This is a genomic window from Burkholderia dolosa (assembly GCF_902499135.1).
In the GTDB taxonomy this organism is placed as follows: domain Bacteria; phylum Pseudomonadota; class Gammaproteobacteria; order Burkholderiales; family Burkholderiaceae; genus Burkholderia; species Burkholderia dolosa.
In genome coordinates this window covers 14,226-37,376 of record NZ_CABVPR010000005.1, presented here as the reverse complement: position 1 = coordinate 37,376, position 23,151 = coordinate 14,226, and the positions used below count along the sequence as shown (strand labels likewise).

Sequence of the window (23,151 nt, the reverse complement as noted above, 5' to 3'; positions counted from 1 at the left end):
TGAATTATAGCCGAAACCCCGACGCGCCCCGGCAACCGCCGCACCGCCCGTCCGTCAGCGGCGGCGCCACGTGAGCCAGCGCTCGTGCCCTTCGAACACCGGCAGCGAATCGGTCACCGGCCAATCGTCGATCAAGTCGAACTGCGGCGCGAGCAGCGCGTCGAGCTCCGCGCGCTCGATCCCGAACGGCGGTCCCTTCGGCTTCGCGGTCACGAAGAAGTAGCCGGCCAGCAGACCGCCCGCGGGCAGCAGCGCGGCCATCTGCGCCGCATAGTCCGCGCGCCGGGCGGGCGGCAGCGCACACAGGAACGCGCGCTCGTAAATCCAGCGCACGTCGAACGGCGGCCGGTACGTGAAGAAATCGGCGAGTTCGACGACGTCCGCATGCGCACCGAGCTGCGCCTTCGCCGTTGCGACGGCCTGCGCGGCGAAATCGATCGCGCGCACCGGCCAGCCGGCATCGGCGAGCCAGCCGGCTTCCTGCGCGCTGCCGCAGCCGGGAATCAGCACCGCGCACCGCTCGAGCCGCTGCGCGAATGCGCGAAAGCCGTCCGGCACGCCGCCGAATTCCCACGGCGTCACGCCGCGTGCGAAACGCTCGTCCCAGAACGACGCGTCGCCAGGATCGCGTGTCGCGAAATCGGCGGCCGTCGGCGTGCCCGGTTGTTTCGGATCGGACATCGCGAAGCTCCTTCCGGTCATGCGCCGTACGCGAGCGCGAGCAGCACGCGCGCGACGAGCGCGCCGACGCCGACGGCGAGACCGAAGATCAGCAGCGCCTGCAGCAGCCGGTTGGTCCGCTTCTGCTCGATCAGGATCTGCCGCATCAGGTCGTCGCTCGCCGCGCGCGGCGTGTGGTGGCGTTCGGCCAGCACGTGATGCACGAGCCGCGGCAGCTGCGGCAGCGTCTTGCTCCATTGCGGCGCTTCGACCTTGAAGCGTTCGTACCAGCCGCGCAGCCCGATCTGCTCGGTCATCCAGCGCTCGAGATACGGTTTCGCGGTCTTCCACAGGTCGAGCTCGGGGTCGAGCGAGCGGCCGAGGCCCTCGACGTTCAGCATCGTCTTCTGCAGCAGCACGAGCTGCGGCTGGATCTCGACGTTGAAGCGGCGCGACGTCGAAAAGAGGCGCATCAGCACCTGGCCGAGCGAGATGTCCTTCAGCGCGCGGTCGAAATACGGCTCGCACACCGCGCGGATCGCACTCTCGAGTTCCTCGACGCGCGTCTCTGGCGGCACCCAGCCCGATTCGAGATGCAGCGTCGCGACGCGGTGATAGTCGCGCTTGAAGAACGCGAGGAAGTTCTGCGCGAGATAGTTCTTGTCGAAATCGGACAGCGCGCCGACGATCCCGAAATCGAGCGCGATATAGCGGCCGAACGTGTTCGGGTCGAGGCTGACCTGGATATTGCCCGGATGCATGTCCGCATGGAAGAAGCCGTCGCGGAACACCTGCGTGAAGAAGATCTCGACGCCTTCGCGCGCGAGCTTCTTGATGTCGACGCCCGCCGAGCGCAGCGTCTCGACCTGGCTGATCGGCACGCCGGACATGCGCTCCATCACGAGCACCTGCGACGTCGAGCAGTCCCAGAACATCTCCGGCACGAGCAGCAGGTCGAGCCCCGCGAAGTTGCGGCGCAGCTGGCTGCCGTTCGCCGCCTCGCGCATCAGGTCGAGTTCGTCGTGCAGGTACTTGTCGAATTCGGCGACGACTTCGCGCGGCTTCAGCCGCCGGCCGTCGGCCCACATGCGCTCGGTCCACGTCGCGATGTCGCGCAGCAGCGCGAGATCGGAATCGATCACCGGCAGCATGTTCGGGCGCAGCACCTTCACCGCGACCGCCTTGCCCGCGTGCTGGCCCTGCTTCAGCTTCGCGAAATGCACCTGAGCGATCGACGCGCTCGCGACCGGCTCGCGCTCGAATTCGTCGAACAGTTCGTCGACGGGCGCGCCGAGCGACTTCTCGATGATCGCGATCGCGACGGCAGAATCGAACGGCGGCACCTGATCCTGCAGCTTCGCGAGCTCGTTCGCGAAATCGACCGACAACAGGTCGCGCCGGGTCGACAGCACCTGACCGAACTTCACGAAGATCGGGCCGAGGCTTTCGAGCGCATGGCGCAAGCGGACCGCAGGGGGATCGGAATAGCGGCGGCCGATCGTCGTGATCCGCAGCAGCAGCTTGACGCGCCGGTCGTCGATGCGGGACAGCATCACCTCGTCGAGACCGAAGCGGATGACGGTATAGACAATCTTGATGAAGCGGAAAATGCGCATGCGCTGCGGCCCTCAGTGCGCGCCGCTCGGGAGTGAACCCGTGCGCGCGCCGATTCTTTGTTCGAGTCGCTCGATCCGTTTTTCGACCCGCGCGAGCGCATCGCGCGCATGCGCCAGTTCCGCGTCGAAGCCGCCCAGCGACGCACGCCGAACGACCTGCGGGTTCTCGTCGAGCCAGTACTCGGCGATCGAATCGAGCACGTTGCGGCCGGTGCGGCGCGCACGCGCGCCGGCGTCGCGCACGATCGTCGCGATCCGGTGCGCGGCCGCGTCGCCCACCAGCTTCGCGAGATCTTCTTCCGGTTCCCAGCGCAGATGCTCGGCGAGCTTCGCGATCTGCGTCGCGAACTCCGCGTCGCCGTCGATCTTCACGTGCTTCATCACGGCCGCCTGACCGCCCTGCAGGAAAGCGGCGACCGTATCGCCGGCGAGCGCGATCGACACGTCGACGCGCTGCGCATCGTGCGCGTCGACCGCGGACAGATAACCGTCGGGCTGCACGAGCAGCGTCAGCGTGACGGGCGGCACGTCGAGCCGGGCGGTCTTGCCCGCATATGGAATCAGGCGATCGCGGGCCCAGGATTCGCGTGCGAGCAGGTGATTGACGGCAGCAGCAAAAGGCTTGGCGGCAAAGGTCATCGGGCTGGGAAAGAAAAAACCCGCGCGGACCGGGCGCCCACGCGGGTTTCTATTGTAACGTCGGTTCGTCGGCAGACCGCGCGCGACCCCGCATCCGAGCGGCAAGCGGTCGCAGCGCGGCGGCCGACAGCCGCAAAGCCGGCGGCGAGCCGCCGGCCCCGCTCAGTGCGTGTTCAGCTGCTGGATCCCGGCGAGCAGCCAGCCCTGACTGCCCGACTTCGACAGGTTCCACACCTCGTCGAACGGCTCCGCGGACGCATTCGCCGATTCGCGGATCAACCCGTGGAAGCGCACGCTTGCCGATTGCTCGATCCCGCGATCCTCGATCGCGACCAGTTCCGCGTCGAGCTGCACGACGTCGGTCTGGTTCGCTTCGTTGCCGCGCGAGTCGAGATCGATCTTGATCTCCGCAAACATTTCGGGCGTCGTGAATTCGCGGATGTCGGTCAGGTTGCCTTGGTCCCACGCAGCCTGCAGACGCACGAAATAGACCTTCGCGCTGCGCAGGAACGCTTCGGTGTCGAAGCCGGCCGGCACTTGCAGCGCCGGCGCGGCTACGCCGGCTGCCGGAGCCGCGGACGCCGCGCCGCCGCCGAACACGCGCTGCGCTTCGTTCGCATAGCTGCTGCCGCCCGCGTAGTTGCTGCTCGAGCCCGGCTGGAACGAACTGCCTTGCGAGTAGCTGCCCGACGACGACGCCCCGCCGACCGAATAAGCGGGCTCCTGCGGGCGACGGCGGTTCATGAACTTGCGGATCAGCCAGATGCCGACCATCGCGAGCAGCGCAATCACGATGAAATTCGCCATCATGCCGGCGAACGCCTCGCCGAGCCCGAAGTGCGACAGCAGCGCCGCGATGCCGAGGCCCGCGGCGAGGCCGGCGATCGGGCCGAGCCAGCGCGAGCGGTTCGGCTGAGCGGCGGGCGTGGGCGCGGCCGGGTTCGTGCGCTGCGCCTGCGACGGCGCGGCCTGCTGCATCGGCTGCTGCGCGGGCGGCGTAGCCTGACGCTGCGTGACGGTGGAGTTCTGGCGGCCGATGCTGCGCCCGCCGCCCATGCGCTTGGCTTCGGCGTCCAGCGATGCGAACGTGCCGGCCGTGAGCAGGCCGACCATCAGCAGCGTGCCGACCCGTCGAGCCCACGGCTTCGACGGCTTGCTACGGTTGAACAGCGAACGCGATTCGGACATCAGCTTCTCCAAATGTAAGACAAATGTATGGAAAGAACCCCTTAGTACTTGGTTCCGAGGTGTAAAGCTACCACGCCACCTGACAAATTGTAATATTTGACGGCGTCAAGGCCCGCTTGTTCCATCATCGTCTTCAGCGTGTCCTGATCGGGGTGCATCCGGATAGATTCAGCAAGATACCTGTAACTGTCTGCATCTTTCGCGAACTTGTCGCCAAGCCACGGTAATACTTTGAAAGAATACAGATCGTACGCTTTTTTGAGCGGCTCCCAGACCTTCGAGAATTCCAGCACCATCACGCGGCCGCCGGGCTTCGCGACGCGGCGCATCTCGGCCAGCGCGACATCCTTGTGCGTCATGTTGCGCAGCCCGAACGCAACCGTGACCACGTCGAAGTAGTTGTCCGGAAACGGAATTTTCTCCGCGTCGCACAGCAGCGACGGCGTCACGACGCCCTTGTCGAGCAGCCGGTCGCGGCCGACGCGCAGCATCGACTCGTTGATGTCCGTGTGCCAGACTTCGCCGGTCGGGCCCGCCGCCTTCGCGAACGCCTTCGTCAGGTCGCCGGTGCCGGCCGCGATGTCGAGCACCTTGTAGCCGGGACGCACGTTCGCCTGCGCGATCGTGAACGCCTTCCACGCGCGGTGCATGCCGGCCGACATCAGATCGTTCATCAGATCGTAGTTGCTCGCGACCGAATGGAACACGCCCGCCACTTTCTTCGCTTTTTCGGTTTCCTCGACGCTTTCGAAGCCGAAGTGGGTTTTGCTCATCGCGTTGATCCTCAGTAAATGGCAAGACGGCGCCGAGCGGGCGCCGTCGATTTCAGTGGCAGTGGCCGTGCGGCGCCGGCGCCGCCGGCATCGGTGCGTCGCGATCGACGCCCGCTGCCTTCAGTTTGTCGAAATACTCGCGCCATAGCGCGTCCTGCTGCGTCGCCAGTTCGTACAGCAGATCCCACGAGTAGATGCCGGTCGAATGGCCGTCGGAGAAGGTCGGCTGCAGCGCGTAGTTGCCGACGCCCTCGAGCGCGGTGATCGTCACGTCGCGCTTGCCCGTCTGCAGCGTCTCCTGGCCGGGCCCGTGGCCGCGCACCTCGGCCGACGGCGAATAGACGCGCATCAGCTCGAACGGAATCCGGTAGCTCTCGCCGTTCGGGTACTGCAATTCGAGCACGCGCGACACCGCATGCACGACGACGCCGGACGGAATCGGCGTCGTGGAAGTCAAGCCGCTCATGGCTGCCTCGGTTCGTTCGTTCGTTGAATTTCTTCGCGCACCGCATTGTGCAGCAGCGAAGCCTGCGCCGCGCGCGTGCGCAGCAGCGCCTCGGACACGCTGCGCTGGCGCGGCGCCCATACCGGCTGAGGGAAATGCGCATCGTTCGAGAAGCGCGGGATCACGTGCCAGTGCACGTGCGGCACCATGTTGCCGAGGCTCGCGAGATTGACCTTGTTCGGCTGCATCACGCGGCGCACCGCGCGCTCCACCGCGTAGACCACGCGCATCAGATGCGCCCGTTCGTCATCGCCGAGATCGGAAAACTCGGCCACGTGCCCGGCCCAGATCACCCGGCAGAAGCCCGGGTAGTCGTGCTCGCCCGTCGCGAGGACCACGCGCAGCGCGTCGTCCTGCCAGAGCACTTCGCCGCCGTCTTCACGGCAAAACACGCATTCCATCGTCGCTCCCATGTGGGCAAGCGCCGGCACGAAGGTGCCGGCGCCCGCTCATCCCAAGCCCGGTCGGGCGGTCGTCATCCCCGCATTAGACCAGTACGCGCTCGATCCCGCCATTGTTCGCGCGTGCGACATAGTCGGCCATCCAGTTGTCGCCGAGCACCTGGCGCGCGATCTCGACGACGATGTAGTCGGCTTCGAGGTTCGCGTCCTCGTTGTAGCGCGACAGCCCCTGCAGGCACGACGGGCAGCTCGTCAGGATCTTCACGTCCGGGCCGTTCGCCGGCACCGGCGCCGCTGCGGCCGGCTCGAGCGCACCGCCCGCCGCGATCGGGATGCTGCGCAGCTTCGCGGCGCCCTTGCGGATCTCCTCCTCCTTGCGGAAGCGGACCTGCGTCGACACGTCCGGGCGCGTTACCGCGAGCGTGCCCGACTCGCCGCAGCAGCGCTCGTTCTTCTCGATCCGGTAGCCGTCCTTCTCCGAGCCCATCAGCTCGTTGACGAGCTTCACCGGATCCATCGTCTTGATCGGCGTATGGCACGGGTCGTGATACATGTAGCGCGTGCCCGTCACCCCGTCGAGCTTCATCCCCTTCTCGAGCAGGAACTCGTGGATGTCGATGATCCGGCAGCCGGGGAAGATCTTGTCGAATTCGTACCCGGCGAGCTGGTCGTAGCAGGTGCCGCACGACACGACGACGGTCTTGATGTCGAGGTAGTTGAGCGTGTTCGCGACGCGGTGGAACAGCACGCGGTTGTCGGTCACGATCTTCTCGGCCTTGTCGTACTGCCCGGCGCCGCGCTGCGGATAGCCGCAGCACAGGTAGCCGGGCGGCAGCACCGTCTGTACGCCGGCCTCCCACAGCATCGCCTGCGTCGCGAGGCCAACCTGCGAGAACAGGCGCTCCGACCCGCAGCCGGGGAAGTAGAACACCGCTTCCGAATCGACGGTCGTCGTCTTCGGGTTGCGGATGATCGGCACGATCTTGTTGTCCTCGATGTCGAGCAGCGCGCGCGCGGTCTTCTTCGGCAGGTTGCCCGGCATCTTCTTGTTGACGAAGTGGATCACCTGCTCGACCGCCGGCGGTTTGCCGGTGGTCGCCGGCGGATGCTGCGTCTGCTTCGTCACCACCTTCTTCAGCATGTCGTTCGCGAAGCGCTGCACCTTGTAGCCGACGCCCATCATCACGCTGCGCGCGGCGTTGATCGTCTGCGGATTCGTCGCGTTCAGGAAGAACATGCCCGCGGCCTGCCCCGGGTTGAACTTCTTCTTGCCCATCTTGCGCAGCAGGTTGCGCATGTTCATCGTGACGTCGCCGAAGTCGATCTTCACCGGGCACGGCGTCGCGCACTTGTGGCACACCGTGCAGTGATCGGCGACGTCGTTGAACTCGTCCCAGTGCTTGATCGACACGCCGCGGCGCGTCTGCTCCTCGTACAGGAACGCCTCGACGAGCAGCGACGTCGCGAGGATCTTGTTGCGCGGGCTGTACAGCAGGTTCGCGCGCGGCACGTGCGTCGCGCACACCGGCTTGCACTTGCCGCAACGCAGACAGTCCTTCACCGAATCGGCGATCGCGCCGATGTCCGACTGCTGCATGATCAGCGACTCGTAGCCCATCAGCCCGAAACTCGGCGTATAGGCGTTGCGCAGATCGGCGCCGTCGAGCAGCTTGCCCTTGTTGAAGCGGCCGTTCGGGTCGACGCGCTGCTTGTACGCGCGGAATTCGGCGATTTCGTCGTCGGTCAGGAACTCGAGCTTCGTGATGCCGATCCCGTGCTCGCCGGAGATCACGCCGTCGAGCGAGCGCGCGAGCGTCATGATGCGTGCGACCGCCGCATGCGCGTCCTGCAGCATCTCGTAGTTGTCGGAGTTGACCGGGATGTTCGTATGCACGTTGCCGTCGCCCGCGTGCATGTGCAGCGCGACGAACACGCGGCCGCGCAGCACGCGCTTGTGGATCGCCTGCGCCTCGTCGAGGATCGGCTTGAACGCGCCGCCGTTGAAGATCGCGCGCAGCTCCGCGCGGATCTCCTGCTTCCACGAGATGCGCACCGTGCGGTCCTGCGTGACGTGGAACAGCGTCGCGCCCGGCTGCTCGTCCACGCGATCGGCGAACTTCTCGGCCAGCGCCTCGTAGCCGAGCTGCACGAGATAGTGCTGCGCTTCGCGCAGCGGCTGGTCGAGCCGGTCGCGCACGAACTCCCAGCGCGCGCGCACGCGCTTGAGCAGTTCGAGCGCCTGCTGCACGCGGTCTTCCAGCAGTTCGGCGCTCGGGATCTCGTTCGCGTCGTCGGTCTTGCCGAGCGGCAGGTTGCCGCCGCGGAAGAACGCCTCCAGCGCGTCGACGAGCTGCAGCTTGTTCTTCAGCGACAGCTCGATGTTGATCCGCTCGATGCCGTCGGTGTATTCACCCATCCGGTTCAGCGGGATCACGACGTCTTCGTTGATCTTGAACGCGTTCGTGTGCTTCGCGATCGCGGCCGTGCGGCTGCGGTCGAGCCAGAAGCGCTTGCGCGCCTCCGCGCTGACCGCGACGAAGCCCTCGCCGCTCTTGCCGTTCGCCATCCGGATCACTTCGGACGTCGCTTGCGCGACCGCGTCGGCATCGTCGCCGACGATGTCGCCGATCAGCACCATCTTCGGGAACGCGTTGCGCTTGCTCTTCGTCGCATAGCCGACCGCGCGCAGGTAGCGCTCGTCGAGATGCTCGAGGCCGGCCAGGATCGCGCCGCCCTGCTTCGACGTCTCGAACAGGTAGTCCTTGATCTCGACGATGCTCGGGATCGCCTCGCGCGCCTGACCGAAGAATTCGAGGCATACGGTGCGCGTATGCGCGGGCATCTTGTGCAGCACCCAGCGCGCGGACGTGATCAGTCCGTCGCAGCCTTCCTTCTGCACGCCCGGCAGACCCGCGAGGAACTTGTCCGTCACGTCCTTGCCGAGCCCTTCCTTGCGGAAGCGGCGGCCTTCGATCTCGAGCATCTCGGTGCGCAGCAGCTTCTCGCCCGGCGCGTATGCGCCGTCGAACCACTTCAGCTCGAAACGCGCGACCGCGATGTCGTGGATCTTGCCCTGGTTGTGCTCGAGGCGCGTGACTTCGAGCCAGTTGCCGTCCGGATCGACCATCCGCCACCACGCGAGGTTGTCGAGCGCGGTGCCCCACAGCACGGCCTTCTTGCCGCCCGCGTTCATCGCGACGTTGCCGCCGATGCAGGACGCGTCGAGCGACGTCGGATCGACCGCGAACACGTAGCCGGCCGCCTCGGCCGCTTCGGTCACGCGGCGCGTGACGACGCCCGCGCCCGAGAAGATCGTCGGCACCTTGTGCGGGACGCCCGGCAGCTCGGTAAGCTCGACCGCGCCGAGCTGCTCGAGCTTCTCGGTGTTGATCACCGCGGAAAACGGCGTGAGCGGCACCGCGCCGCCCGTATAGCCGGTGCCGCCGCCGCGCGGGATCACGGTGAGGCCGAGCTCGAAGCAGGCCTTCACGAGGCCGGCGATTTCGGCTTCGGTGTCCGGCGTCAGCACGACGAACGGATATTCGACGCGCCAGTCGGTCGCGTCCGTCACGTGCGACACGCGCGACAGCCCGTCGAAGCGGATGTTGTCCTTCTGCGTGCAGCGGCCGAGCACCTTCGTCGCGCGGCGGCGCAAATCGGCCATCTTGTCGAATTCGTCTGCGAATTCGTCGACCGCGCGCTGCGCGGCGGCTTCGAGCATCTCGACGCGCGCGGCGCGCCCGCGGCCGGCGTCGTCATGGTGCTCGGTCAGATCCGCGTGGCGGCGCTTGCCGATCTCGGTCAGACGGTGGTTCAGCGCCTCGATCAGCAACGCGCGGCGCTTCGGGTTGTCGAGCAGATCGTCCTGCAGGTACGGGTTGCGGCGTACGACCCAGATGTCGCCGAGCACTTCGTACAGCATCCGGGCCGAGCGGCCCGTGCGGCGTTCGGCGCGCAGTTCGTCGAGCACGGACCACGCGTCTTCGCCGAGCAGCCGGATCACGATCTCGCGATCGGAGAACGACGTGTAGTTGTAGGGAATCTCGCGCAGACGAGGCGCGGGGTCGGCGGCGACGGCGGCGGCCGCGCCATGCGGATCGAAAACTTGTGGTGCGTTCATGTTCGGACGACTCGGAGGGCCGATACACCGTGCACGGGCGTCGGCAAGCGCGGGAGCGCAATCTTGGGGAAATCTGTTCTGTTGCCAGGCGGGCGACTATCTCGCATGGGGCCGGAGCGGGACTGAACTCACCGGTCGCGGCCGACGGGGCCTGGCGGCACTCGGAGCCGTCAGCACGATCGCGCGCGGCGCGCATGCCGCTCCGCCGCGGGGCTGGCGGCGCGCGGCGACGGCTTCAATGGGGCGATCCGAGGGTGCCTCTGCATCTTCCGATCCTTGATTCAAAACGAAATTCTAACCCATGATCGCGCCACGCGTGACACGCCGGACAGGTCGTGGGGCTATCGCCGCAACCCGCGCCGGGCCTGGCTCCGCGCGGGTTTGCCCGGCGATTCGCCGTCCGTCCGGTCGGTAACCGGGCGGTTAAACCGGTAAAAACGGCACGATGCACGCCGCCCCGCGAGCGCGCGGACTCGCCCGGCATGCCGCTTGCGTGCGGGGCGAGCCTTGGCGCTATCATTGATCCTTTACCGTCTGCATCCGCACTGCACGCGAGCGCCCATGGCATCCCACGATTACCTGAAGAAAATCCTCACCGCGCGCGTCTACGACGTCGCGATCGAGACGGAACTCGAACCCGCCCGCAATCTGTCGGCACGGCTGCGCAACCGCGTGTACCTGAAGCGCGAGGACAACCAGCCGGTGTTCTCGTTCAAGCTGCGCGGCGCATACAACAAGATGGCGCACATTCCGGCCGATGCGCTCGCGCGCGGCGTGATCACCGCGTCGGCAGGCAACCATGCGCAGGGCGTCGCGTTCTCGGCGGCGCGGATGGGCATCAAGGCCGTGATCGTCGTGCCCGTCACGACGCCGCAGGTGAAGGTCGACGCGGTGCGCGCGCACGGCGGCCCGAGCGTCGAGGTGATCCAGGCCGGCGAGTCGTACAGCGACGCATACGCGCACGCGCTCAACGTGCAGCAGGAGCGCGGCCTCACGTTCGTCCATCCGTTCGACGATCCGTATGTGATCGCCGGTCAGGGCACCATCGCGATGGAGATCCTGCGTCAGCATCAGGGCCCGATTCACGCGATCTTCGTGCCGATCGGCGGCGGCGGGCTCGCGGCCGGCGTCGCCGCGTACGTGAAGGCGGTCCGCCCCGAGATCAAGGTGTTCGGCGTGCAGGCCGAGGACTCGTGCGCGATGGCGCAGTCGCTGCAGGCGGGCGAGCGCGTCGAGCTGAGCGAGGTCGGGCTGTTCGCGGACGGCACCGCGGTCAAGCTCGTCGGCGAGGAAACGTTCCGGCTGTGCCGCGAATATCTCGACGGCGTCGTGACGGTCAACACCGACGCGCTGTGTGCGGCAATCAAGGACGTATTCCAGGACACGCGCAGCGTGCTCGAGCCGTCCGGCTCGCTCGCGGTCGCGGGCGCAAAGCTCTATGCGGAACGCGAAGGCATCGAGAACCAGACGCTCGTCGCCGTCACGTCGGGCGCGAACATGAACTTCGACCGGATGCGCTTCGTCGCGGAGCGTGCGGAGGTCGGCGAGGCGCGCGAGGCCGTATTCGCGGTCACGATCCCCGAGGAGCGCGGCAGCTTCCGGCGCTTCTGCTCGCTCGTCGGCGACCGCAACGTCACGGAGTTCAACTACCGGATCGCCGATGCGCAGTCCGCGCACATCTTCGTCGGCGTGCAGATCCGCCGCCGCGACGAATCCGCCGAGATCGCCGCGAACTTCGAATCGCACGGCTTCAGCACCGTCGATCTGACGCACGACGAGCTGTCGAAGGAACATATCCGCTACATGGTCGGCGGCCGCTCGCCGCTCGCGCACGACGAACGCCTGTTCCGCTTCGAGTTCCCGGAACGGCCGGGCGCGCTGATGAAGTTCCTGTCGTCGATGGCGCCCGACTGGAACATCAGCCTGTTCCACTACCGCAATCAGGGCGCGGACTACAGCTCGATCCTCGTCGGGCTGCAAGTGCCGCAGGCCGATCGCGCCGAGTTCGAACGCTTCCTCGCGGCGCTCGGCTATCCGTATGTCGAAGAGAGCGGCAACCCGGCTTACCGCCTCTTCCTGTCGTAAGGCCTCACGCAATGAATCCCGAACATTCCCCGCTCGGCAAGGCGACCGTCTACGCATCGCAATACGACGCGTCGCTGCTGTTTCCGATTCCGCGCGCCGGCGCGCGCGAGCAGATCGGCATCACGTCCGCGCTGCCGTTCTTCGGTACCGACATCTGGAACGCATACGAGCTGTCGTGGCTCAACGCGCGCGGCAAGCCGCAGGTTGCGGTCGCAACGTTCTACGTGCCGGCCGAATCGCCGAACATCGTCGAATCGAAGTCGTTCAAGCTGTATCTCGGCTCGTTCGCGCAGTCGAAGTTCGATTCGGTCGACGCGGTGCGCGACGTGCTGAAGCGCGACGTGTCGGCCGCGTGCGGCGCCAGCGTAGCGGTGCAGCTCGTGTCGCCGCACGATTTCGGCAAGCTCGAGATGGACGAACTCGACGGGCTGTCGCTCGATCGGCTCGACCTCGACGCCGACGTATACGAACCCGATCCTTCACTGCTGTCGGCCGCCGAGAACGAAGCGCCCATCGAGGAGACGCTGGTGTCCGACCTGCTGCGCTCGAACTGTCCGGTCACCGGCCAGCCCGACTGGGGCAGCGTGCAGATCCACTACGTCGGCCCGCAGATCGACCATGCGGGGCTGCTGCGCTACATCATCTCGTTCCGGAATCACACGGGTTTCCACGAGCAGTGCGTCGAGCGGATCTTTCTCGACATCCTGCAGCGGTGCAAGCCGGTGAAGCTTGCCGTGTATGCGCGGTATACGCGTCGCGGCGGGCTCGACATCAACCCGTTCCGCACGAATTACAACCAGCCGATGCCGGATAATGCGCGGACGGCGCGGCAATAAATGAGGTGACGGTGGCGGATGATTGGCTGCCCACCGCCACAAGCGCCATCGCGCGGTAGGGACGCCGCGCCCGCGCACCGCCAATCGCGGTTCCTGCGCTGAAAGCTCATCGGCAGCCGAATCGGCGCTCGATCACGACGCAAGCGCGGAATACGTCAAAGCGCGGCCCGCGCTGCATAATCCAGCGCCTTTCGTGCTCACGTTGCCGGCGTTGGCGGACCGCCGAAGGTCCGCGCAAAGCCGTCCTCGATATACGCTAACAGACGCACGAGCGTATCCTGGTTTTCATACAGATCGGCAAGCACGTCCTCGTCTACCGAATCAGGATCGATCTGCTCGATCTGTTCGAGCCGCAGACGGACAGTCTCGATCAGCACGACCCATTCACCCATCAGTAACGGCAACGCCATATCGGCAGGGACGCGCGGTTGGTCGTTTTCATTCATTTCAGCTCACCTTTTGACAATACATCGCCAGTTCCTGAAGTAGCCCGATGAATTTGGCAAAAGGCATACTACTGGATGGCGCCAACATATAGTGACCTTCATGACCGGGACGCAAATCCTTAATCAACAAAAGTCCTGCAGGCAAACGCGTATCGCGCGGAATTCTCCAGACGCCACGTTTCTTCGGATCATACTTCGACGTCAACGATATGCCATTCCGATTGGCGACAATAATTCTGACGCCGTTGCTCATTGCTACCATCACGTCTTTGAACGGCCGAACGTGGTCAAGACGTGAGCTCGTAGAATTTCCAAAACGGTACAGATCAAGTCGTAGGAAATCGCCCTCTTCGATATACAAATATTTCTCGTCCGCCGGCACGACACCCTCACGGTTTGTTTCAACCGTCGAATCGTAGAGCGCTCGCAATCTCCCGCTATATCGAGATTTAAAGTATCGAAAAGATTTGCGCGGATCAGAGCGCAAACCCTTGCCTGGCAAGGCGCTTCAAAACTCCCCAACACGTCAAACTGTATCGAACTGCAAACCCGAAATGCTTTCGGGATTGCTCCGCCGCCCCTGCCGATGTGTCGCTCGAAGCGCCGCCGGAGCTCAACCGTAAAGCCGAAATCCGGTGCCGTTCATACCTCACCTCAGCGCAGACATTTGGACGCGCCCGGTTCGACCGGCGTCACGGCCCATCGGAGACCATAATGCGACGAGGCCGGCACACGCCAGTGCACCGGCCTCGTCGTCGTACAGTCTTTATCCGTGGCTGCGTTACTTCACCGGCGGCTTATACGCGATGCAATCGACCTCGACCTTGCAGTCGATCACCATGCTCGACTGCACGCACGCGCGTGCCGGCGGATGTTCGCCGAAGTACGAGATGAACACCTTGTTGAACGACGCGAAGTCGCGCGCGTCGTCGAGCCACACGCCGCAGCGCACGACATGCTCGACGCCGTATCCGGCTTCCTTCAGGATCGCGATCACGTTCTCGATCGCCTGCTTCGACTGCGTGACGATCCCGCCTTCGACGACCTCGCCGTTCACCATCGGCGTCTGGCCCGACACGTACAGCCAGCCGTCGGCCTCGACCGCGCGCGCAAACGGCATCACCTGGCCGCCCGTGCCCTTCGCTTCGCCCACGCCATATCGCTTCATCGTTTCACTCCTGTTTCAGTTCCGTTTCGGTTGCGAATGCGCGCGCCGCAGCGGCGCGCGCGGAATATCGGCAGCCGGCGCCGCGCTCAGAACGCGACGTCGCCGCTCGCCTGCACGCGTTCGCCGCGCGCGATGAAACCGCCGGCACGCTCGCCGGTCGGCCGGCCGTTCTCGTACGTGAGCACGCCGTTCACCCACACCGCGTCGATCCCGTGCGCGGGCTGCTGCGGGTTGTCGAAGGTCGCGGCATCGATCACGCGAGCCGGGTCGAACAGCACCAGATCCGCGTGATAGCCGACGTGCACCTCGCCGCGGCGCGCGAGCCCGAAGCGGCGCGCGGACAGCGACGTCATCTTGCGGATCGCCTCTTCGAGCGGCAGCAGACTCGTGTCGCGCACGTAATGGCCGAGCACGCGCGGAAACGCCCCCCACAGCCGCGGGTGCGGCAGCGGATCGTTCGGCAGCCCGTCCGAGCCGACCATCGTCGCCGGATGCGACAGGATGCGCCGCACGTCGTCCTCGGACATGTTGTGGTACACCGCGCCGGCCGGACGGATCCGCTGCGCGGCTTCCTGCTCGGTCACGCCCCAGTCGGCCGCGATCGTCTTCAGCAGCTTGCCCGCGACTTCCGGATGCGGGTCCGACCACGTGATCGTGATGTCGATGTCGCCGGTCACCTGCTTCAGGTCGAGCGTCGACGAGCTGCGGCTGTACGGATAGCAGTCGCAGCCGACCGGCTGGTAGCGCCGCGCGCGTTCGAGCGACGCGAGCACCTCGGTGCTGCGCCCCCAGTTCGACGGTCCCGCGCACTTCAGGTGCGAGATCACGACGGGCACGCGCGCGTGGCGGCCGACGCGGTACGCCTCGTCCATCGCGTCGAGAATCGCGTCGAACTCGGTGCGCATGTGCGTCGTATACAGCGCGCCGGCGTTCGCGAGCGGCTCGGCCAGCGCCATCACTTCCTCGGTCGGCGCCGCGAACGCGGAGCCGTACGCGAGGCCCGACGACAGCCCGAGCGCGCCGTGTGCGAGCGCCTCCTCGAGCTGCGCGCGCATCGCGGCGATCTCCGCGTCGGTGGCCGCGCGGTCGAGGCGGTCCATCTGGTTGTTGCGCAGCGCCGTGTGTCCGACGAGCGCCGCGACATTGACGGCCGGACGCGCGTCGTTGACGGCCGCGACATAGTCGGCGAAGGTCGGATAGCGAAACGCGCCGCGCTCGCCGAGCAGGTTCATCGGATCGGGCGGATCGCCGGCAAGCGTGACGGGCGACGCACTGATCCCGCAGTTGCCGACGATCACGGTCGTCACGCCCTGCGAGATCTTCGGCAGCATCTGCGGCGCGCGGATCACGTGCGTGTCGTCGTGCGTGTGCACGTCGACGAAGCCCGGCGCAAGCGCGCGGCCGTTCGCATCGACGACGGTTTCGGCGAGCCAGTTCGACAGGTTGCCGATCGCCGCGATCGTGCCGTTGCGGATCGCGACGTCGCGCGTGACGGGCGGCGCGCCGGTGCCGTCGTACAGCTGCGCGCCGACGATCAGCGTATCGGCCGCTTCGGGATGCGAATGCATGGTCAGTCTCCTACCGGTTGACGGTCTCCGCCGCCGCGATGCGCGTCGAGCGCATGCTTGATGCGGCGCAGCGATTCTCGGCCCGCATCGCCGAGCCGCAGCGCGACTCCGGTGACGAGCACGTCGATCGCCATCATCATCGCGTAGCGCGACGTCGACGGCTTGTAAATGAAATCGGTCTCGAACGCGACGACCGGAATCAGATGGTCGGCGAGCGCCGCGAGCGGCGACGCGGGCGCGGTGATCGCGATCAGCGTCGCGCCGTAGCGCTTCGCGAGACGGCAGCTCTCGAGCAGCTCGGGCACGCGCCCGCTCACCGACAGCGCGACGACCGCACTGTCGCGCGACAGCGTCGCCGAGACCATCCGCTGCAACACGCTGTCCTGGTAGCTCGCGACCGGCCGGCCGAAACGCACGAGCCGGAAGCGCAACTCGTCGGCGAGCGCGGTCGAGCCGCCGCCCTGCCCGTACACGTAGATCATCTTCGCGCCGGCGAGCAGATCGGCCGCCGCATCGAACGACGTATTGCGCAGCAGCTGATGGTTGTGCGCGAGTGCGACGCGGATGTCGTCGTAGACGACCGAAGCGGCGCTCGCGTCGTGCGCGGACGCATCGTCGTCGGACGGCACGAGAAAGCGCCGGCCGACCGCCGCCGCCTGCGCGACGAGCAGCTTCAGTTCGCGCACGTCGCGGCAGCCGACGGCCTTCGCGAAGCGCGTGACCGTCGCGACGCTCACCTGCGCGTCGCGGGCCAGCGTACCGATGCTCGCATGCGCGGCGCGCGCGAGATCCGCGAGGATGAATGCGGCGACCTTGCGCTCGGCTTCGCGCAGCTCGGGCGCGCATTCGGCGATCCGCGCGACGATATCGACCGCCGGCTGCGCGGCCGGCGACGGGTCGACTGCACGGGAAACGGGTGGCGTGGCGCGCGTATTCATCGGCGGAAAAGGATTCGAAGCGTGATGTTACTAAATAACATCACCGCGCCGATGCTACTTTCTGTACCATCGGCATGTCAACTTCAGTGCAATGCATAGTGATGATGGAGCGGGATGACATGAAAGTTACAAACTATCAGGAACCGACAATCGATCCGCTGGGCAAGGGTCTCGGCAACGTGCCGAGCGCGAGCGTGCCGCTGGAAGACGCCGGCCGCCTCGAATGGAATCTGCTGGCGGAGGACGTGAGCCTGCCGGCGGCAGTGCTGTACGACGATCGCATCGAGCACAACCTGACATGGATGCAGGCGTTCGTCCAGCAATACGGCGTGAAATTCGCGCCGCACGGCAAGACGACGATGGCGCCGCAGCTGTTCCGGCGCCAGCTCGACGCCGGCGCGTGGGGGATCACGCTGGCGACCGCCCATCAGACGCAGGCTGCGTATCACGGCGGCGTGCGGCGCGTGCTGCTCGCGAACCAGCTCGTCGGCCGCCACAACATGACGATCGTCGCCGGGCTGCTGTCGGATCCCGATTTCGAATTCTTCTGCCTCGTCGATTCGGTCGACAGCGTCGATCAGCTCGGCCGTTTCTTCGGCGAGCTGAAGAAGCCGCTGAACGTGCTGCTCGAACTCGGCGTGCCGGGCGGCCGCGCCGGCGTGCGCGACATCGCGCAGCGCAATGCGGTGCTCGACGCGATCGCGCGCTACCCGGACACGCTGAAGCTCGCCGGAATCGAACTGTACGAAGGCGTGCTGAAGGAGGAAGGCGAGATCCGCGCGTTTTTGCAGCAGGCCGTCGCGCTCACGCGGGAACTCGCGGAAGCCGGCCGCTTCGCGCGCACGCCGGCGATCCTGTCCGGCGCGGGTTCCGCGTGGTACGACGTGGTCGCCGAGGAATTCGCGAAAGCGTCCGACGCGGGCTTCGCGGAAGTCGTGCTGCGCCCCGGCTGCTATCTGACGCATGACGTCGGCATCTACAAGAAGGCGCAGACCGACGTGTTCGCGCGCAATCCGATTGCGCGCAAGATGGGCGAAGGGCTGCTGCCCGCGCTGCAGCTGTGGGCGTACGTGCAGTCGGTGCCGGAGCCCGGCCGCGCGATCGTCGCGCTCGGCAAGCGCGACGCGGCATTCGACGCCGGGCTGCCGGAGCCGGCACGCCACTTCCGGCCGGGCCGCGACGGCGCGCCGCGCGATGTCGCCGCGACCGACGGCTGGGCCGTCACCGGGATGATGGATCAGCATGCCTATCTGCAGATCCCGCCCGGCGCGGACGTGAAGGTCGGCGACATGGTCGCGTTCGACATCTCGCATCCGTGCCTGACGTTCGACAAGTGGCGTCAGCTGCTCGTCGTCGATCCGCAATTCCGCGTGACGGAAGTGATCGAAACCTTCTTCTGACGCACCGCGCGCGCCGCCCGCCGCCGCGGGCGGCCGTCACGCGCGCTTCAAGCGGCCGGAGTACACTGCGCTTTCGTCCTCTGGGCCGTTTCGGCCGTCTGCCGCGAACGGGCCCTCAACGTGTCAGAAAGGAGAAAGCCATGGCCGCGAAGAAGATCCTGTTCCTGACCGGCGATTTCGCCGAAGACTACGAAACGATGGTGCCGTTCCAGGCGCTGCAGGCGGTCGGCCACCACGTCGATGCGGTGTGCCCCGGCAAGCGCGCGGGCGACAAGGTCAAGACGGCGATCCACGATTTCGAGGGCGACCAGACCTACACCGAGAAGCCCGGCCATCAATTCACGCTGAACGCGACGTTCGACGACGTCGATGCATCCGGCTACGACGCGCTCGCGATCGCGGGCGGCCGCGCGCCGGAATACCTGCGTCTCGATTCGAAAGTGATCGCGCTGGTGCGTGCGTTCGCGGAAGCCGGCAAACCGATCGCGGCGATCTGCCACGCCGCGCAGCTGCTCGCGGCCGCCGACGTGATCCGCGGCAAGCGTATTTCCGCGTATCCGGCGTGCGCGCCGGAAGTGAAGCTCGCGGGCGGCGAATACGCGGACATCCCGGTCGATGCGGCCGTGACCGATGCGCCGTTCGTCACCGCGCCGGCGTGGCCCGCGCATCCGGCATGGATCGCGCAGTTCCTCGCGCTGCTCGGCACGCGCATCGAATTGTGATCGGCGGAATCCGAAGCGAAATGAAACGACGTGCCGGTCGTCGGCGGGGCTTCGTCGCGGCTGACGCCGCGCGCCCGCCGCGCTCGGCCGACGCACGGCATGCGCGGGCTGCCCGCCGGCCGGCGATCGTCAGCGCGGAGCCGGCGTCGAACCGACGTCCGCGATCCGCGACTCCAGCATCGCGAGCGCACCGGACAGCGCGGTCAGCACGTCGTCCGGCAGCTGCGCCATCGTCTGCTCGATAAACGCCTTGCGGCGCGGCAGACACGCTTCGAACGCGGCACGGCCGTCGTCGGTGAGCGTCACGTTCGTCACGCGGTTGTCGCGCGCGTCGGATTCGCGCTCGATCCAGCCGAGCGCGTCGAGCGACTTCAGCTGACGCGTGAGCGCGCCCGGATCGATCCGCAGCACCTCGACCAGCTTCTTCTGCGATGCGTGCCCGCCCATCGTATGCAGCGCGACCATGATCCGCCAGCGCGGCATCGGCTGACCGACGTGCGCTTCGAACGCGGTCATGAACGCGCGATACGTGCGTCCGAATTGCTGCAAGATCGCGACGCGGTCCTGTTCTTCCATGCGCTGAATTCGTGTCCGTTCAATCGGTCAGTCTGCCGCGACGTGCGGTTCGATCTTGCGCCGCAGCGCGATGGGCGGCACGCGACGGCACTGCCACACCGAATACACGGCGACGAGCGCCGCCATCGCGACACCCAGGTGAATCGCGCCGACCAGCGATTCGCGGGCCGCTTCGAGCAGCAGCGCGCCATTATGCCCGGCGCGCGTCAGCTCGGCGACGAGATCGCCCTGCGCGGTGCGGTCGATCAGGATCTGCGGATCGGCGAGCCGCGCATGCCACTGCGCTGCGTGGTTGGCAGACAGCGCGTCGCGCACGCCGCTCGAATACATCTGGTTGACGAGCGTGCCGGTGAGCGCGGTGCCGATCATCCCGCCGACCATCCGCAGCGACTGCAGCAGCGCGGTCGCGATGCCGAGATGCTCGCGTCCGGCCGTCTGCTGCGCGAATACGGTCAGGTTCGGCAGCACGAAACCGAGACCGATGCCGCCGGCGACCATCAGCGCCATCAGCATCCAGATCGGCGTCGCATGCGTCGACACGACGATGCCCGCGCATGCGATCGCGAACAGCACGAACCCCACGTGCAACATCGCGTTCGGGTTGCGGATGCGCGTGATCACGCGGCCGTTCATGATGCTGCCGATCGTGATGAACACGACGAGCGGCGTGATCACGAGCCCGGCTTCTCTCGGCGACATCCCGAAGCCGCCCTGGAACAGCAGCGGCGCATAGAACAGCAGCGAGAACATCGCGAAGCCGGCGAGAATCGCCAGCACGAACAGCGTGGACAACGCACGATTGCCGAACATGTCGAACGGCAGAATCGGCTGCGCGCAGCGCTTTTCCCACTGCCAGAGGCCGACGCCCGCCGCGACCGCGACGACGAGCAGCAGCGACGCCCAGCTCGCGATGCCGTACTTCGGCAGCCATTCGACGAACAGCTGCAGTGCGCCGAGCGACAGCGCGATCAGCAGCGCGCCCGGCCAGTCGAGCCGCATCTTGCCGCCGTGCTCGACCTGACGCAGATGCGGCAGGTAGCGCCAGACGAAGAACAGCGACAGCAGCCCGACCGGCAGATTCACGTAGAACACCGAGCGCCAGCCGAACGACTGGGTCAGCACGCCGCCGAGCGACGGCCCGATCGCGTTCGCGATGCCGAATGCGGAGCTCATCAGCACCTGCCAGCGCAGCCGCACGACGGAATCCGGAAACAGGTCGGGAATGCACGCGAACGCGGTGCCGACCAGCATCCCGCCGCCGATGCCCTGCAGCCCGCGCGCGAGCACGAGATACAGCATGTCGTTGGCCATCCCGCACAGGACCGACGCGCCGGTAAACACCACGATCGACACGATCACGAACGGCTTGCGACCGTAATAGTCGCCGAGGCGGCCGAAGATCGGCACCGTGATCACCGAGCTCAGCAGGTACGACGTCGCGACCCACGCGTACAGGTCGAAGCCGCGCAGCTCGGCGACGATCGTCGGCAATGCGGTGCCGACGACGGTCTGGTCGAGCGCGACGAGCATCGTGACGAACGAAATCCCGATCATCGCGAGCAGCGACTCGCGAAACGGCAGGACTTGCCCGCTCGAATGAGGGGCGGCGGTGTGGACAGCCATCTTTGTTGACGCAACTTTTGACGAGTCAAACGATCTCAAAATTCTAGCACGGCGCAGTAATCTAGGCTGTCCGCCGCTGAAGCCCGCCGACCGCCAAGGAGAAAGATGGAACCGATTTCGATCAACGCCGCGACGACGCTGTCGCAAGAGGATCGCGAAGCGCTGCAGCGCGCGAAACACGTGCTGGAAAGCCCGTCGCTGACGATGAAGCTGACGAGCGTGCTCGGCGCGCCGGTCGAGAAGATGATCGGCCGGCTGCCGGACTTCGCGACCGGCAAGATCAACGATGCGACGCAGCTTGCGCTGCGCAAGTGCCTGAACATCGCGCTGCGCACGCTCGGCCGGCCGCCGGCGCCCGACGCGGAGCCCGACAAGCCGAGCAATCTGCTGCACAAGCTCGCGGTCGCGACGACCGGCGCGGCCGGCGGCGCGTTCGGCTTTCTCGCGCTGCCGGTCGAACTGCCGGTGACGACCACGCTGATCTTCCGCTCGGTATGCGACATCGCGCGCAGCGAAGGCGAGGATCTGACGTCGGTCGATACGCAGCTGCAGTGCCTCGCCGTGCTCGGCATGGGCGGCCACCCGGACAAGAACGAGCAGGATGCCGATCTCGGCTATTTCGTGCTGCGCGGCGCGCTCGCGCAGGCGATTTCGAAGGCGTCGTCCGACATTACCGCGAAAGGCATCGCCGCTCACAGCTCCGCGGCCGTGTTCAAGCTCGTGCAGACCGTCGCGTCGCGGTTCTCAGTGCAGGTGACCGAGCAGATGGCCGCGAAGTCGATTCCCGCGATCGGCGCGGTGCTCGGCGCGACCGTCAACACGCTGTTCATCGATCACTTCCAGCAGATGGCGCACGGCCACTTCACCGTGCGCCGGCTCGAGCGCAAGTACGGTTCGGTCGCGGTCAAGGCCGCGTATCAGGCGATCGACGCGTCGCCGACACGCTGAACCGCATGCTCGACCGCGACACGGCGCAGGAACGCGGCCGCGCGGTCGAGCGCGTCGCGTGCTTCGGGCACCATCGGCGCGTACAGCTGCCACACGTGCGGCATGTCCGGCCAGATTTCGAGCTCCACCGGCACGCCGGCGGCTTTTGCGTGGTGGGCGACGCGCCGCGAATCGTCGAGCAGCACTTCGGTGCTGCCGACCTGGATATACAGCGGCGGCAAGCCGGTGAGATCCGCATAAAGCGGCGACGCGTACGGATTCGTCGGCGCCTCGTCGCCCAGATACAGTTTCGCGGCCTTCGGCAGCGCCGCGGCGGCGAACATCGGATCCCGGCCGTCGTTGCTGCGCATCGTGCCGTCGGTGCCGGCCAGATCGGTCCACGGCGAGAACAGAATCGCGCCGGCCGGCAGCGGCTCGCCGCGATCGCGCAGCGCGACGAGCGTCGCGAGCGCGAGACCGCCGCCCGCCGAATCGCCGCCGAACACGATCGACTCGGGCGGCGTGCCGAGCGCCAGCAGCCGACGATACGCGGCGAGCGCGTCGTCGAGTGCGGCCGGGAAGCGGTTTTCGGGCGCGAGCCGGTAATCGAGCGAGAACGATCGCACGCCCGCGCGCTTGGTGAGCCCGAACACGAGCGGCCGATGCGTTTTCGTCGAACAGAAGTAATAGCCGCCGCCGTGGAAATACAGCAGCATGCGGCCGGCTGCGCGCGCGGCATCCGCATCGGTGCGCTCGAGCCATTCGCCGCGCAACGGCGCGTCGCCGGCGCCATAGCATTCGCGCAGCCGGTAACCGGACGGCGCACGGCGCGGCACGTACATCCGCAAGTCGGTGAAGCGCCGCGCACGGGCGGGATCGAGCACCTCGCGCGTGGTCTCGGGACGAAACTGCCAGCGCAGCAGCCGGCACGCGAACCTGCTTTGCCAACTCATCGAACGC

At 66.7% G+C, this 23,151-nt stretch carries 21 protein-coding genes; 5 read left to right on the top strand and 16 right to left on the bottom strand.

Annotated elements, in window-relative coordinates:
* Positions 1 to 54 precede the first annotated feature (54 nt).
* The 8 genes from BUB20358_RS03895 to BUB20358_RS03860 form a co-directional block, all read right to left on the bottom strand.
* Positions 55 to 681, bottom strand: coding sequence for a class I SAM-dependent methyltransferase (locus tag BUB20358_RS03895; RefSeq protein WP_035971723.1), 627 nt, complete (start codon positions 679 to 681; stop codon positions 55 to 57).
* Between the two features lie 17 nt (positions 682 to 698).
* A complete protein-coding gene (gene ubiB / locus BUB20358_RS03890; protein ID WP_006763418.1) occupies positions 699 to 2,276 on the bottom strand; it encodes a ubiquinone biosynthesis regulatory protein kinase UbiB in 1,578 nt (525 codons plus the stop codon).
* Between the two features lie 12 nt (positions 2,277 to 2,288).
* Positions 2,289 to 2,915: a ubiquinone biosynthesis accessory factor UbiJ gene (locus BUB20358_RS03885; protein WP_006763417.1), complete on the bottom strand. Its 627-nt coding sequence runs from the start codon at positions 2,913 to 2,915 to the stop codon at positions 2,289 to 2,291.
* A 162-nt stretch (positions 2,916 to 3,077) separates the two neighbouring features.
* Positions 3,078 to 4,103, bottom strand: a complete 1,026-nt coding sequence (locus tag BUB20358_RS03880) for a Tim44 domain-containing protein (protein WP_006763416.1) — start codon at positions 4,101 to 4,103, stop codon at positions 3,078 to 3,080.
* A 41-nt stretch (positions 4,104 to 4,144) separates the two neighbouring features.
* Positions 4,145 to 4,876, bottom strand: a complete 732-nt coding sequence (gene ubiE / locus BUB20358_RS03875) for a bifunctional demethylmenaquinone methyltransferase/2-methoxy-6-polyprenyl-1,4-benzoquinol methylase UbiE (RefSeq protein ID WP_006763415.1) — start codon at positions 4,874 to 4,876, stop codon at positions 4,145 to 4,147.
* A 52-nt stretch (positions 4,877 to 4,928) separates the two neighbouring features.
* Positions 4,929 to 5,342 (bottom strand): gamma-butyrobetaine hydroxylase family protein, encoded by a 414-nt coding sequence (locus BUB20358_RS03870; protein WP_006763414.1) that lies wholly within the window; start codon positions 5,340 to 5,342, stop codon positions 4,929 to 4,931.
* On the bottom strand, positions 5,339 to 5,782 hold the full coding sequence (locus tag BUB20358_RS03865; protein ID WP_035971722.1) for an HIT family protein: 444 nt from the start codon (positions 5,780 to 5,782) through the stop codon (positions 5,339 to 5,341). Before BUB20358_RS03865 ends, BUB20358_RS03870 begins: the two co-directional genes overlap by 4 nt.
* 85 nt (positions 5,783 to 5,867) lie before the next feature.
* The gene (locus tag BUB20358_RS03860; protein WP_006763412.1) at positions 5,868 to 9,902 is read right to left on the bottom strand and encodes a DUF3683 domain-containing protein; all 4,035 of its coding nucleotides are present in this window, start codon (positions 9,900 to 9,902) and stop codon (positions 5,868 to 5,870) included.
* 561 nt (positions 9,903 to 10,463) lie between these two features.
* Here BUB20358_RS03860 and ilvA point away from each other — a divergent pair.
* Entirely contained in the window at positions 10,464 to 11,987 is a 1,524-nt protein-coding gene (ilvA, locus tag BUB20358_RS03855) for a threonine ammonia-lyase, biosynthetic (protein ID WP_006763411.1), read from the top strand.
* 11 nt (positions 11,988 to 11,998) lie between these two features.
* On the top strand, positions 11,999 to 12,823 hold the full coding sequence (gene queF, locus BUB20358_RS03850; RefSeq protein ID WP_006763410.1) for an NADPH-dependent 7-cyano-7-deazaguanine reductase QueF: 825 nt from the start codon (positions 11,999 to 12,001) through the stop codon (positions 12,821 to 12,823).
* A gap of 197 nt (positions 12,824 to 13,020) precedes the next feature.
* Here queF and BUB20358_RS03845 read toward each other — a convergent pair whose 3' ends face one another.
* The 5 genes from BUB20358_RS03845 to BUB20358_RS03825 all read right to left on the bottom strand — a co-directional run bounded on the left by BUB20358_RS03845 (position 13,021) and on the right by BUB20358_RS03825 (position 16,943).
* Positions 13,021 to 13,269: a hypothetical protein gene (locus BUB20358_RS03845; RefSeq protein WP_046377159.1), complete on the bottom strand. Its 249-nt coding sequence runs from the start codon at positions 13,267 to 13,269 to the stop codon at positions 13,021 to 13,023.
* Position 13,270: 1 nt separating this feature from the next.
* The gene (locus tag BUB20358_RS28050; protein ID WP_199901221.1) at positions 13,271 to 13,699 is read right to left on the bottom strand and encodes a Tse2 family ADP-ribosyltransferase toxin; all 429 of its coding nucleotides are present in this window, start codon (positions 13,697 to 13,699) and stop codon (positions 13,271 to 13,273) included.
* Positions 13,700 to 14,050: 351 nt separating this feature from the next.
* Positions 14,051 to 14,437 carry a RidA family protein gene (locus BUB20358_RS03835; protein ID WP_006763409.1) on the bottom strand — a complete coding sequence of 129 codons (387 nt, stop codon included), beginning with the start codon at positions 14,435 to 14,437 and terminating at the stop codon, positions 14,051 to 14,053.
* Between the two features lie 86 nt (positions 14,438 to 14,523).
* Complete coding sequence (locus BUB20358_RS03830) at positions 14,524 to 16,005, bottom strand: N-acyl-D-amino-acid deacylase family protein (RefSeq protein ID WP_006763408.1); 1,482 nt, start codon at positions 16,003 to 16,005, stop codon at positions 14,524 to 14,526.
* Positions 16,006 to 16,007: 2 nt separating this feature from the next.
* Positions 16,008 to 16,943 carry a MurR/RpiR family transcriptional regulator gene (locus BUB20358_RS03825; protein WP_006763407.1) on the bottom strand — a complete coding sequence of 312 codons (936 nt, stop codon included), beginning with the start codon at positions 16,941 to 16,943 and terminating at the stop codon, positions 16,008 to 16,010.
* A 119-nt stretch (positions 16,944 to 17,062) separates the two neighbouring features.
* Between BUB20358_RS03825 and BUB20358_RS03820 the strand changes: the two genes are divergently transcribed.
* Positions 17,063 to 18,343, top strand: a complete 1,281-nt coding sequence (locus tag BUB20358_RS03820; RefSeq protein WP_035973270.1) for an amino acid deaminase — start codon at positions 17,063 to 17,065, stop codon at positions 18,341 to 18,343.
* A gap of 140 nt (positions 18,344 to 18,483) precedes the next feature.
* Entirely contained in the window at positions 18,484 to 19,065 is a 582-nt protein-coding gene (locus BUB20358_RS03815; protein ID WP_006763405.1) for a DJ-1/PfpI family protein, read from the top strand.
* Positions 19,066 to 19,194: 129 nt separating this feature from the next.
* Here BUB20358_RS03815 and BUB20358_RS03810 read toward each other — a convergent pair whose 3' ends face one another.
* Positions 19,195 to 19,641 (bottom strand): MarR family winged helix-turn-helix transcriptional regulator, encoded by a 447-nt coding sequence (locus tag BUB20358_RS03810; protein WP_006763404.1) that lies wholly within the window; start codon positions 19,639 to 19,641, stop codon positions 19,195 to 19,197.
* Positions 19,642 to 19,668: 27 nt separating this feature from the next.
* Positions 19,669 to 21,264 carry an MDR family MFS transporter gene (locus BUB20358_RS03805; RefSeq protein WP_006763403.1) on the bottom strand — a complete coding sequence of 532 codons (1,596 nt, stop codon included), beginning with the start codon at positions 21,262 to 21,264 and terminating at the stop codon, positions 19,669 to 19,671.
* A gap of 105 nt (positions 21,265 to 21,369) precedes the next feature.
* Here BUB20358_RS03805 and BUB20358_RS03800 point away from each other — a divergent pair, with 105 nt between their 5' ends.
* Positions 21,370 to 22,212 carry an EcsC family protein gene (locus BUB20358_RS03800; RefSeq protein ID WP_006763402.1) on the top strand — a complete coding sequence of 281 codons (843 nt, stop codon included), beginning with the start codon at positions 21,370 to 21,372 and terminating at the stop codon, positions 22,210 to 22,212.
* Here BUB20358_RS03800 and BUB20358_RS03795 read toward each other — a convergent pair.
* Complete coding sequence (locus BUB20358_RS03795; RefSeq protein ID WP_035971719.1) at positions 22,182 to 23,144, bottom strand: alpha/beta hydrolase; 963 nt, start codon at positions 23,142 to 23,144, stop codon at positions 22,182 to 22,184. The two genes, BUB20358_RS03800 and BUB20358_RS03795, sit on opposite strands and share 31 nt — an antisense overlap.
* Positions 23,145 to 23,151 lie beyond the last annotated feature (7 nt).